Here is a 12,344-nt window from a genome sequence, read left to right as displayed (position 1 = left end):
TGAACCGTATCACAAGTAACGGCAAGTTTCTGTTGTACAGTATTACGTTTCAAGGGGGCAGTCAATGAACAAAACAGATCGTTTGTTGGCCATCGTGCTGGAGTTGCAAGGCAGGCAGGTGGTACGCGCCGAAGATTTGGCGGCACTATTTGAAACCAGCGTGAGGACCATCTATCGCGACATTCAGGCGCTCAGCGAAGCAGGCGTGCCGATTACAGGCACTACAGGCACAGGGTATACCTTAATGGAGGGATATTTTCTACCTCCGATCAGTTTTACAATAGAGGAAGCCGTGACCTTGCTTATAGGAACAGAGTTTATCGAGCAACGATTTGATGATGATTATCGTGATAGAGCTAATGTTGCTAGGAGGAAAATCGAGGTCACTCTATCAGACAGTGTCCGCAGTGAGACCTCCCGTATAAGAAGGTCGCTGCGATTGCTCGCTCCAGGCAAACATGCAGCTCCGTCAAACGAAAGGGAAAATCTCGATAAGATCCGCCGAGCTCTATTAGATGGGCGAAAGATCAGATTTCATTATTCTAAAAGAATTACGGATTCCACGGGGAGCCGCCATAGCGAACGTACAGCCGCTCCCTATGGCCTTGTACTCGTTGAAGGATCTTGGATGCTTGTGGCCCGGTGTGATCTACGCCAAGACATCCGCCATTTCCGGTTGTCCCGAATGGATAAACTTATCGAACTGGACGAACGATTCGAACTCCCGGCGCATTTTGACTTAAGGGAGTATACCCCTTTAGATGATCGTCATTTGCGAGTCTGCCTTCGATTTAACCATGACATCGCGGATAAGGTGAAGGAATCAAACTATCATTACATAGAGGATATGAAAGAGCATCAAGATGGATTGGATGTGGTCTTACGCGTTCGTCAGCTGGATGAATTGCTGCAATGGGTGCTTGGCTGGGGAGCGGGCGTAATCGTGTTGGAACCCGAATCGTTCCGAAATCGGATTCGTGAGGAAGCCAAAAAAATTCTAAAACGCTACTGACATAACGTTGTCAGTAGCGTTTTTTTATAATTGGACATGTAAATGTAAAGGAGATAAATAAGTAAAAGTATGTTTTGCAACAGCTGTGGGACACAGCCAAACCTATTATTATTAGGAAGGATGATATCTTGTGAATTTCGCTTCTGTACGCATCATTACTGACGACGTGGATCGCCTCGTCGAGTTCTATGAGAAAGTCCTGGGGATTTCGGCGGAGCGACTCGCGCCTGTATTTGCCGAACTCGTTGTGTCATCATCCACCCTTGCAATCGGCCACTCCCAGACGGCGCAGCTATTCGGCGCCGGTTCCGTAGTGGGGGCTAACAATCGCACTGTCATTATTGAGTTCCGCGTCGACGATGTCGAGGCCGAATATGTACGCTTGAAGCCATTTGTCGATAATTGGGTAAAGGAACCGACCACGATGCCGTGGGGGAACCGTTCTATGCTGTTCCGCGATCCCGACGGCAACCTTCTTAACCTCTTCGAGCCGGTGACCGAGGATGCGATTAAACGGTTTAGAGGTAGACATTGACGGGCAGTAAAGGATGACCTTCAAACTTGCCGTTACAGACAGCGCGGTGAACCGTATCACAAGTAACGGCAAGTTTTTGCTTTTTGAAGCCGACAGAGGTAGGAACTGGTCCTGAAGCGCGGGGAACTGTTATGAATCATAAATAAAAAGCCAGATCATTGCGCTAACGGAGAACCTTAGTACAAAGAATAATGAGGCGGCTAGTCGCCGTATTCGAAGTAATTGCTATTAAAAATGAGGTGACAAATGTTGAAGCTCATAAAGCATGAACCTGATTTTCCGCCAATCGAATTTTTTATAACTCGTTTCTTTGTTGGCGATAATTGTTTGTTTGAACAGGAAACAAAAGTTTCATTGCCTACCTTAATAACCGGTGATGTTATTGACATTTTCGATGAAAGCTATGTCATTGTAAGCAGACAATTTGGTTTTAATGAGACCGCTTTTGTTACAGTTTATGATATTAAGAAACGTTAATTAGGATATTTAAGCATTACGCTAACGGGAGTTTAACGCAAATGAACCATCAGTGAAAGAGTGTAAGAAAATGCTTACTGAGGAGGGGGCAGATGATTAGTGTTCATGATAACGAAATCACATCTTATCAAGTGGATTTAAAAAATCACAAAATAATTCTATATACGGAAGCATCCAGTAACTGCGAACAAGTGAAAGTTTCATTTGGAGATGTACTAGCTCATCGATTCGAAACCCAACTAGAAGGAAGTACGATCTTGAACATTCAAGAATATGGGGTGAACCTATTTTTCGAAGATAACAATGAATTGTTAGAGAAACAAAAAGACTATTGCTGGCCGTTGTCTTATGAAAGTATCGATGAATTATCTAATCGACTTATGACAGAAGGATACCTATATTATGTAATCTATTCTTCATACGGATTGAATGGTTGGATTGTAGCAAAGCAATATGACGTCAACAGGATCGTGTAAGGCGAACGCTTAACTAACGGAGAGCGTTTAATAAAACAGCGACAATTTAGGACTTTATTTTCTAGTCCATGGTTGTCGCTGTTTCAACTACTTGACTGCTCCCGCCGTAATTCCGCTGGCGATTTTCTTCTGGAAATTAATATAGACGATTAGCACCGGAACGATCGTCATGAGAAGCGCCGCGAACAGCGGCCCCCATTCCGTGCGGTATTGCATTTCGGCCTGCATAATCCCAATTTCGATGGGCAGCGTATACTGCGTAGGATCGTTAATCAGGATGGTGCCAACGATATATTCGTTCCAGATGTTCAGGACGTTCACGATACCGACCGTAATCAGCCCAGGCTGCGACAGCGGCAGCATAACGCGGAAGAACGTTCCGTAATGGGAGGCTCCGTCGATAACCGCGGCTTCCTCGAGCTCCTTCGGCAACGACTTGAAGAAGCCGACCAGCACGAACACGCCGAACGCGATGACGCTGGACGTATAGACGAAGATAAGACCGATTTTGGTATTGATCAGATTCATGGAATCCATGAGGAAAAACAACGGGATAAGCGCCAAAATAAACGGAACCATCATCGACGAAATGTAGAGCAAATACAACCCGTTGCTTCCTTTGAATTTGTACCGGGCGAGCGCATAAGCGGTCGTAGCGGACAGCAGCAGGCCGAGCAGCGTCGAGCCGCCCGTTACCACGATCGAGTTGATAAAGTACTGGTCGAAATGATACTTGTTCCAGACATAAGCGAAATTCGACCACAGCAATGGAAAATCGGGCAGCGCCCACGGCGCGTTAAGGAAAAACTGCTCGTTGTTTTTCAAAGCGTCCAGCAGCGTCCACAACAGCGGATACAGCACGGAGATGCTCCATATGACAAGAATGGCGAAGAAAATAAGTTTAACGACCGGATTTTTGATCCCCATATTCATTATGTTGTCCTCCCTTTGACCTCTAGCTCAGTTCGACCGATTCATGACGGAGCAGCCGCTGCAAGATGACCGTGGTGATCAGGGATAGAACGAGAATAAGCACCCCAATAGCCGCCGCGTAGCCGAAATGATATTGCCGGAAAGCCATCTGGTACAGGTACGAGCCCATAACATGAGTCGAATTGTCCGGTCCGCCTTCAGTCATGATCCACACGATGACGAAGGAACCGTTAAGCGTCGTCATCATGATGTTGATGATGGATACCTTCATCTGCTCCCAGATGAGAGGAACTGTGATGCTCTTGAACTGCATCCACTGGCTCGCGCCTTCCAGTTGGGCCGCCTCGTAGTAGGACTCCGGGATATTCTGAATCGCCGCGATCATGAGAATCATATAGAAGCCGATACCTGCCCAGATGGCTGGAGGCAGCAGCATATAAATCGTATGCGAGGTGAAGCCGAGCCAGGCGATCGTAACCTTCTCTTCCGTAAACAGGGAGAGAAATCCGTTCAGGAAGCCGATCTGCGGGTTATAGATGAAGTTCCACAGCACGCCGATGACGACGACGGAGATCACGTTCGGGATAAAAAAGATCGACCGAAAAAAGCCTGCCAGCTTGAAATTAAAGCGTGTCAACGCGACGGCAAAGAACGTTGCCAGAACCATGATTCCGACGATCTTGCCCGCGACGAGAAGGTAATCGTTGCCGATGGCTCTTAGAACGATCGGGTCTTTGAACATATTCGCGAAGTTGTCGAAGCCGATGAATTCCTTCGTATCCGACATCCCCGACCAATCGAACATCGAGTAGTACAGCGCCTGAATGACCGGATAGATGGTGAAAATGAAGAAAAATACGAGAGTCGGAACGATGAACGTGGCGATGAACAAGTTGCGCTGAAGCTTTTCCGATACCGACTTCATGCAGGCCCGCCTTCCTTTCAAGTAAATTCGCGGAGGCATCCTTCAGGCTCGCGCCCTGGGTTTGCCTCCGCTTCCACGGTTTTTCAAATAGATACGCTAGACAACGTTACTTGACCTTGGCCACGACATCGGTCACGCGCTTAACCCACTCTTCCGGCGTAATCTTGCCGATGGTCAACGCATCGGTCGCATTCTGCATTTCCGTATCGACGTCCGCGTTGAACGTAATCGTCGGGATGACGACCGTGTTCGGATCCGTCAGGTACTTCGCTGCATCCTTAACGAAGCTAGGCGCATTCGAGCTGCTGATGTCGCCCTTGATGTTGGAAGGAGCGCCGCTTAGCTCTGCCCACTGAGAAGCTTGAGCCTTGGAGAACACGAACTGCAGGAACGCCTTTGCCGCTTCTTTGTTCTTCGCATTCTTAGCGATTGCGACAGTAGCGGTGGACGTGTTCGCGACGACCTTGCCGCCCGGCTTCTGAGTGAGCGACGGAATGAAGCCGAAGTCGAAGCCTGCCGGTACGTCCTTCGCCATTTCGTTCGGCAGCCAGAGGCCGTTGGAGATGAACGCGTCCTTGTGCTGCAGGAACATCATTTGCGAGTCGGTATGGTTGATTTGGATGGCCGCCTTGTCGATCAGACCCTTGTCGCGCATTTCCGCGATTTGGTTCAGAGCCGCGAGCACGGCCGGGCTTTGGTAAGCTTCGATCTTGTTCGCCGCCATGTCCTGCAGGATCGTGAAGTCGTCGTTATTGTTAGAGACGATCGCCGGATACAGGATCGAGCCGTTGATGTAGTAAGGATATTTGCCGGTATGGATATACGGCGTAATGCCGTCTGCCTTAATTTTCTCGCTGACTTCGAGGAACGATTGGAAGTCGGCCGGTTCGGCGTAGCCCTTCTCCTTGAAGAGAGCCTTATCCCAGAAAATGCCCCACGAGTTCAGAACGAGCGGGATATTGTAGATCTTGCCGTCATATTGCTGCGGCTGTTGAGCCAGCGCGTCGAGGATCTTGTCGCCGTCGATGTTCTTGGCATCCTTCAGCCAGTCGGTCAGGTCCTCGAGCTGGCCGTCTTCGACCATCTGGCGGTCGTTCAGGTTCGGACCGTCAATGTAGACGAAATCCGGCGGGTTGCCCCCGATCCAGCGCGGTTTGTTCTGCTCGTTGATTTTCGGACCGGCGCTCTCCTTGATGTTCAGCTCTGGATTCGCCGCTGCGAAATCAGCGATAACCTTCTTCCACCACTTGTCGCCATAACCGCCGACGAAGTATTGAATCTCGAAATCGCCGGTCAGCTTCGTCTCGGACGAGCCTGTGCTCGGCTCTTCGGTTGCATTTGTACTTGGCTCTTCGGTTGCATTAGTGCTCGGCGCTTTGGTTGCGCCCCCGTTATTCCCGTTGCCGTTCGAGCCGCAGCCTGCCAGCAGCGCGATCATCATGACAGCGGCAAGGCAAAGCGCTGCCCATTTTTTGTTTGTCACCATATTGCAAAAACCCTCCCCGTATATGCTGGTTTGCGCCATGTTCGGCGCCTGTAACCATCATATCGGGGAGGGCTTCGCGTCTCTATCGAATATCTTCCAAATAATCTCTAGTATTTTCTTATTGTGCGGCTGAACGCCGCTCTGCCCGCTATTGCGTGCTACGGGTCTCCGCGAACTTCTGAAGCTGGTCGAGCGCGTCCTGCGGCGACAGGTTGTCGTAGAGGACGGCATCGCCCATTTTGCGGCTTATATCCATAACCGCTTGCCAGGCGGGCTCCTGAATTGGATAGAACTTGGCCTTGCCCAGCTCCTCCAAGTACTGCTTCATCGCCGAATCGGATTGAGACAGCCTGCTTCCGACGGTAGACGTAACCGGGATAAAGCCTTCCCGAACGATCATGTCCTCGTAGTTATTGTCATCATAAAGAAAATCGAGAAACTTCATGAGTGCCGCCTTGTCCGTATGGTCGGTCTGGAAGGAGACCAGCACATCCTGAACCCCGAATGAAATCGGCGGCATCCCGTCTCTGACCGGGAGCGGACCGCTTCCCCAGCGCAGGCCGGGCGACTCTCGCGTCACGACGGACGCGAAGTAGTTGCCGGAGATCATCATGCCGAGCTTGCCGTCGCCCATGATCCGTTGCTTCTCGTCGCGGGTCGTCACCGTCGGCTCCGAATCGGTCAGCCCTTGACCGTACAGCTCCTTGAGATAGGTCAGTCCCTGCACATTCTCGGGAGAGTTGATGACCCACTTGCCGTCCTTGATCCAACCGCCGCCGGAACCGAAGAAGAAGTAAGACAAGTAAGCCTGAATCTCGTCGTCCGTCAAATCCACGCCGAAGCCGTGAGCGGCGCTCGTCTCTTTGATTTTGCGCGCGTCCTCCATCAGCTCGCTCCACGTCTTCGGCGGCGCCCCGATTCCCGCCCCTTCGAACAGCTCTTCGTTATAGTACAAGTTGCGAATCGACGCCACATACGGAAGCGCGTACTGCTTGTTCCCGATTCGATCCATCTGCATCAGATTCGGATACAGCTTGGCTTTCAGCTCCGGAGAAATAATCTCGTTCAGATCGTTCAGCTTGCCGGCATTGGCGAAATGCGCGTATACGTTCGTGATGAGCAGATCGGGGGGGCTGTTTTTGCTCAGCATCGACGTGTAGATCCCATCCAGCACGTTCCAGTTGGCGACCTGAAGATCAACGATAATTTCCGGGTTTTGAATCTCGAACTCCCGGACAAGCTTTTCCAGGAACGGCTTGCTCTCCGTGCTGTATTCCGCGGCGACGAAACGGATAACCGACTGCTTCTCCTCCTCAGTGACGATCGGCTGCGACTCCTTGTCCGAGCACGCCCCTAGCAGCGTTGCTGCCGACAGTATACATACCAGCAATAACGCGCGAGCACTCCCCCGCTTCATTCCTATTCCTCCCTCTTCATCCCGCATATCCGGGCCCTCTACCTGAATGGAAACAGCAGCTTCTGGTTTTCCGGAGAGTACATATTGTCTCTCGTCACGACGATGGAATCGATATACGTCATCCTCGGAACCGTCTTGCGGTCGATTAACTTCAGAGCCGTGCGCACCCCGAGATACCCCATGTTAAATGGCCGCTGAACGATCATGGCGCTCAGGCTGCCTTCCTCCAATAGCTTGATCTCGTAGAGCGAGCTGTCGAAGGCGATAAGCTTCACCGTATTCTGCTTGCCCGCTTCCTCCACCGCTTTGGCCGCCCCCAGAGCCGCCGGCTCGCTCAGTGCGATGATCGCGTTCATGTCCGGTTCGGAGCTAAGAAGATTCGTCGCGAGTACATAGGCGCGATCTTCATTATTGTCGCTGTAAAAGGTTCCGACGAAGCTGTTCTCGTTAGCATCGATCGCCTCCCGAATTCCCTTGACTCTCTCTGCCGATACGCTGGACGACTCGTAATCGCTCAGAACCGCCACGCGCGGAGCTCCCGCCGTTTCCGCAGCGGCGACCTCTCCAGCCTGCCTGCCGGCTTCCGCGTAATTGCTGGATAACGTCACCCCGTCAAAATCCGAGCCCATCGGCATATCCATCACGACCAGCTTGATGCCAGCTTCCCGGATGCGCGCAAGTACGCTCCTCACCCCGGCGTCCTCGATCGGCGCGACAACGAGCGCTTCCGGCTTCCGCATGAGGACGTCCTCGAGCAGCCGAACCTGAGCCGCCGCATCGGTATCCTGCAGCGAGCCTATKACCTCGAGCCGGGCACCGCTCCCCTTAACTCCCGCAACCGCACCTTCGCGAACCGTCTGCCAGAAGTCTGAGCGCACGTTGGTGGATTTCAGCATAACCGCGATTCTCGGCTCGCTCGCCGTGCCTCCTTTATAGAGCTGGAAGTAAAATACGGTGAATAGTGCGGTCGCCAGAACCAGCAATCCCATTCCTACCGTAAACCTCTGAAGCCGCATCAGCCCGCACCTCCCGATCCCTCAATCTTGGGGATGCGAATGGTCACGCAGGTCCCCTCTGCCAGCTCGCTTCGGATAGAGATTTCGTAGGCGTGTCCGAAGTACAATCGAATTCTTTCGTTCACGTTGCGAATGCCGATCCCTCCGTTTTTCCACTCTCCGTCCGGCGCTTCCCAGATTTTGTCCAGCTGCTCCTCCGTCATGCCAAGTCCGTCGTCCTCAATCTCGAATACAATGGCGTCTGGCGTCTCCATGCCTCGGATGACGATCGTTCCGCTGTCGGGCTTATTGCGAATGCCGTGATAGATCGCGTTCTCAACAAAGGGCTGAAGCAAAATCTTAAGCGTCTTATAGCCCAGAATCGAGTCGGAAATGTCCAACCGGTAGTCAAACTTGCTTGAATATCTCATCTTCTGAATGAGCAGGTAGTTGGTAATATGCTCAAGCTCGATCCGAATCGGGACAAGCTCCTGCTCCTTCGTGATGCCCGCCCGGAATAGCTTGGCGAGAGCGGAAGTCATTTCAACGACCTCCTCGTGCTTCTTCGTCTCCGCCATCCACACGATCGAATCGAGCGTGTTATATAGAAAATGGGGATTGATCTGCGCCTGCAGCAGCTGAAGCTCGCTCTTGCGCTTGTTCTCGTGCGTGTCGAAGATTTCCTGCATCAGGTTCTTGATCTGCCCGACCATCATGTTGAACGTTCGCGCAAGCTGGCCGATCTCGTTCATCTGCGTCACTTCGGCCTGTACGTCGAAGTTGCCCTTCTCCACCTTCCGCATGTTCCGCTGCAGATTGCGAATCGGCCGCGACAGCCGGCGCGACAGCATAACGGAGATGACGAGGGAGACCGCTACGCCGCCGAGCGTGATGAACAAGAAGTTGATCAGCGTGCTTTTATAGCCGATCAGGTCTTCCGCATAGGCGACCCCGACGATTTTCCACCCGAAGCTTGTGTCCTTGACCGAATAGAAACGTTTGCCCTCTTCGTCCTCCACCTTGAACGTAGTCCCGCTTCCCGCTTGTACGACCTCGGCGATCTGCTCGGAGCGCAGGTTGCTGTAGATGAGCTGCTGCTCTGGGTGGTAAACGATATTGCCGCTGCCGTCGACAATGAATACGCAGCCTTTTTTGCCAAGGTTGATTTGACTCAATAGATCGTTAATGACGCTTAAATTCAAATCGACGAGAAAGATGCCGTCAGCCGTCATACCGTCCGAGTTCTTCAGCTCCCGGCTCAGCGAGACGACCCAGCGATATTCGTTCTGAATGATGTTCTGCACATGGGGCTCAGAGATAACCGACTTGCCGCCTTCCCTCTGCGCGTTCATGTACCAGGCTTGCTCCTCCACCTTCGCGTTCGGGTTCAGCGTCGTGATCCGGCGATCGGAGACGAATCGGCCGTTGTAGCCGAATACCATTATGGAAGCAATATCCTTGCGGGTGTAGAGAATGGATTGGAAAAGGTCCGAGATCCGCTTCTCATAAGGGCGGCGTCCTTCGTTCCCGATGAAGCTGTTGCTGGAGATGTAATATTTCACGTCCTTATTCGTCATTGCGAGCAGGGATATGTTCTCCATGTTATCGACATAGGACTGGATGTTCGTGTTCACCTGGTTGATGACTTCCTGAATATAGCCCTTCGAGTTTCTCTCGACGGCATTGACGGAGAGCCGATAAGCGAACAGGCTCGTCGCCGCGATCGTCAGCAGGATCAGAACGGAGAACGCAAAGGCAATGCTCGATTGAATGCTTTTTAGCGGAAAAAGCGGGAATAACGGCCGGCGTTCTCGGAACATGTCAGCTTAGACTCTCCTTTGCCTGCTTCTCCCGGAAATCCCGCGGAGACGAGCCCGTATGCTTCTTGAACAGGATGCTGAAGTAATTCGGATCTGCGTAGCCTACCTGCGACGCGATCTCGTAAAATTTGAGCGAGGTGGCAAGAAGAAGCTCCTTCGCTCTCTCGAGCCGTACCCGGGTCAAGTATTCGACGAAGGTCTCTCCGGTATATTGCTTGAAGAGAAGGCTGAAATAGCTCGTGCTCATCAGAGTGTGCCGGCACAGGTGCTGAAGCGACAGCTTCTCCTCGGCATAATGATCTTCAATATATTCGGTCGCCTTGGCAATCTGATTGCTGGCGACCAGATTGCGATTGTCCAGTGCGGACTCCGCCAGCTCGCTCGCGATCACCTTCAGCCAGACCTCGATCTCGTCCAGCGTTTTGAAACGATAAATGTCCGTCAGCCATAGCTGGCGTTTCCCCAGATCCTCCGCCTTATGCGCTCCGAGCTCTTGCATGACGTTCATAAGCGTCAGAACGATTCTCTGCGTCTGCAGAAATACCGCCTCGATCGGCATCCGCGAGCGTCTGAATTCCTCGATCAAGCACTCGATTTGGCGGCACGCCGCTTCTCCCGAGCCCGTCTTGACCGATGCGGACAGCTTGCGTTCCCAGTCGCCGGGCAGCGCAGACGGCATCTCCCGGCCTTCGCTTCCTTCCAGATCATTGATGCTGAGGATCCGATTCTTCCCCAGCTGGAATCGATAATCCAGAGCGGATTGGGCGCTCTTGTAGGATACCGGAAGCTGCTCCGGCGACGAACAGGCTCGCCCAATGCCGATCGTCACGGTGAACTTCAGGTATCTCTCAATGTGGTGCCTTGCTTCCTCCGCCATCCCGTAGGCCCCAACGTATAGTTCGTCCTCTCCATCGGCTCCGTTCAGAATGACAACAAGCCGCTCCTCCCTCGTACGAAACAGGAGCGCGTTGCTGCGAGCCGAGATGACCTCTTCGAAAATATTATAAACGGCAAACCGAAAAAACTCCGCGTCGTGACCATCGTCCATCCATGCGTCGCGTTCGCCGAAGTCGTCAATGTCCGCCAGCATAACGATGAACGGAGGCTTCAGCGCAGGCAACCCAAAAAACGCGAATTGCCCCTCGATTTCCTGCCTTCCAAGACCAAGCACGACAAGCCGCTCCAAGAACCGTTCCCGAAGCAGCGGCAAGCTCAGATGGAGCTGGCTGCGCAGCCGGCCGAGATCCTCGCGCCGCTTCGTCTCTTCGTCCATCTCCAGCCGGACTTTGCCCAGCAGCGCTCGCATATCTTTCGCGGTGATTGGCTTCAGAATGAAGTCCGACACCTTGAGCCGAATCGCTTGCTGCGCATACTCGAACTGATCGTATCCGGTCAGAATGATCATTTTGATATATGGATAATGGGTTAAAACCATTCCCGCCAGCTCCAGCCCGTCCATAAGCGGCATGCTGATGTCCGAGATAATCAGATCCGGCTTGAAGGCTTCGATCGCTTCCCATGCGTCTCTGCCATTCTCGTAATCCCCGATCAGYGCGAAGCCGTGCTCCTCCCACTCGATCGTTTGCTTAAGTCCATCCCTGACTACCAATTCGTCGTCCACGATCATTACTTTGTACATGGGCTATTCCTCCGCAGGATCGATGTCAATATCACTTTCATCATAACTGATGCCCTTGGAGGGGGGAGGGGGAAAATTATCTTATGGAAAGGGTATTAATCTCTACCTTATCAAGGCCAATCCAGTAGATTGAAAGTCTCGGTGACAAATATCCAATCATCGAAAGACTATTGCGCATAAAATACCAAAAAAAATAAGAATAGAAAAGGAAAGTGATCCGAAGTGAAGCGAATGCACAAAGCACGTACTACCGCGATTCTTCCTACTGAAAGTGAAGCTTTGAATGGTTCCATTATTCCAGAAAATTCTCCCGCTACTCCTTCCTCAGACAATGAGTTTGCCACGTCCAATCGATTAGGTGGATTCGATGGAATCATGTCCTTGATGGGAAATGCCCAAAAATTTTTCAGCATCTTTCAGCAGTTGCAGCCAATGATCAAAATGGCCGGCTCTTTTTTTGGACCAAAAGCGTTCCTATCCAGTCTACCTAATGAAAAGGTTAAAACGAAAAATAAAAAATCCGCAAAAGGATCACGAGTAGCCTCCCATTCGCGCAAGAAAACAAAGTAAAACGAAGCTTACTAAAGGTAGATAATGCGGTTTTCCAGTAAAAAGGGTTACCCTAAAGC

12 protein-coding genes are annotated in these 12,344 nt (G+C 51.7%); 5 read left to right on the top strand and 7 right to left on the bottom strand.

The genetic code is table 11. The features are described 5' to 3' along the window. Nucleotides 1-64: 64 nt before the first annotated feature. The 4 genes from AC1DF0_RS23815 (at nt 65) to AC1DF0_RS23800 (ending at nt 2,500) form a co-directional block, all read left to right on the top strand. Nucleotides 65-1,012, top strand: coding sequence for a helix-turn-helix transcriptional regulator (locus AC1DF0_RS23815; RefSeq protein WP_442053479.1), 948 nt, complete (start codon nt 65-67; stop codon nt 1,010-1,012). Nucleotides 1,013-1,142: 130 nt separating this feature from the next. Then, nucleotides 1,143-1,547 carry a VOC family protein gene (locus AC1DF0_RS23810; RefSeq protein WP_477575539.1) on the top strand — a complete coding sequence of 135 codons (405 nt, stop codon included), beginning with the start codon at nt 1,143-1,145 and terminating at the stop codon, nt 1,545-1,547. Nucleotides 1,548-1,793: 246 nt separating this feature from the next. After that, nucleotides 1,794-2,024, top strand: a complete 231-nt coding sequence (locus AC1DF0_RS23805) for a hypothetical protein (RefSeq protein WP_477575538.1) — start codon at nt 1,794-1,796, stop codon at nt 2,022-2,024. 92 nt (nt 2,025-2,116) lie between these two features. Continuing rightward, nucleotides 2,117-2,500 carry a hypothetical protein gene (locus AC1DF0_RS23800; protein WP_477575537.1) on the top strand — a complete coding sequence of 128 codons (384 nt, stop codon included), beginning with the start codon at nt 2,117-2,119 and terminating at the stop codon, nt 2,498-2,500. Between the two features lie 87 nt (nt 2,501-2,587). Here AC1DF0_RS23800 and AC1DF0_RS23795 read toward each other — a convergent pair whose 3' ends face one another. The 7 genes from AC1DF0_RS23795 to AC1DF0_RS23765 all read right to left on the bottom strand — a co-directional run bounded on the left by AC1DF0_RS23795 (nt 2,588) and on the right by AC1DF0_RS23765 (nt 11,715). Continuing rightward, entirely contained in the window at nt 2,588-3,433 is an 846-nt protein-coding gene (locus tag AC1DF0_RS23795) for a carbohydrate ABC transporter permease (protein ID WP_477575536.1), read from the bottom strand. A 22-nt stretch (nt 3,434-3,455) separates the two neighbouring features. Continuing rightward, nucleotides 3,456-4,358: a carbohydrate ABC transporter permease gene (locus tag AC1DF0_RS23790; protein WP_477575535.1), complete on the bottom strand. Its 903-nt coding sequence runs from the start codon at nt 4,356-4,358 to the stop codon at nt 3,456-3,458. Between the two features lie 106 nt (nt 4,359-4,464). After that, nucleotides 4,465-5,844 (bottom strand): ABC transporter substrate-binding protein, encoded by a 1,380-nt coding sequence (locus AC1DF0_RS23785; RefSeq protein ID WP_477575534.1) that lies wholly within the window; start codon nt 5,842-5,844, stop codon nt 4,465-4,467. Nucleotides 5,845-5,992: 148 nt separating this feature from the next. Beyond that, the gene (locus AC1DF0_RS23780) at nt 5,993-7,261 is read right to left on the bottom strand and encodes an ABC transporter substrate-binding protein (RefSeq protein WP_442051853.1); all 1,269 of its coding nucleotides are present in this window, start codon (nt 7,259-7,261) and stop codon (nt 5,993-5,995) included. Nucleotides 7,262-7,299: 38 nt separating this feature from the next. Continuing rightward, the gene (locus tag AC1DF0_RS23775) at nt 7,300-8,277 is read right to left on the bottom strand and encodes a substrate-binding domain-containing protein (RefSeq protein WP_477575533.1); all 978 of its coding nucleotides are present in this window, start codon (nt 8,275-8,277) and stop codon (nt 7,300-7,302) included. Further along, on the bottom strand, nt 8,277-10,076 hold the full coding sequence (locus AC1DF0_RS23770; RefSeq protein ID WP_477575532.1) for a cache domain-containing sensor histidine kinase: 1,800 nt from the start codon (nt 10,074-10,076) through the stop codon (nt 8,277-8,279). The genes AC1DF0_RS23775 and AC1DF0_RS23770 overlap by 1 nt, the downstream gene beginning before the upstream one ends. Before the next feature lies 1 nt (nt 10,077). Beyond that, nucleotides 10,078-11,715, bottom strand: a complete 1,638-nt coding sequence (locus tag AC1DF0_RS23765; RefSeq protein WP_477575531.1) for a response regulator — start codon at nt 11,713-11,715, stop codon at nt 10,078-10,080. Nucleotides 11,716-11,937: 222 nt separating this feature from the next. On the opposite strand from AC1DF0_RS23765, the gene AC1DF0_RS23760 reads away from it, so the two are divergent. Then, nucleotides 11,938-12,285: a hypothetical protein gene (locus AC1DF0_RS23760; protein ID WP_477575530.1), complete on the top strand. Its 348-nt coding sequence runs from the start codon at nt 11,938-11,940 to the stop codon at nt 12,283-12,285. The last annotated feature ends 59 nt before the right edge of the window (nt 12,286-12,344 follow it).

Source organism: Paenibacillus sp. 05T425 (genome assembly GCF_056396205.1).
Note: the sequence above shows the minus strand (reverse complement) of the source record. Positions and strands in the feature narration are given on the sequence as shown.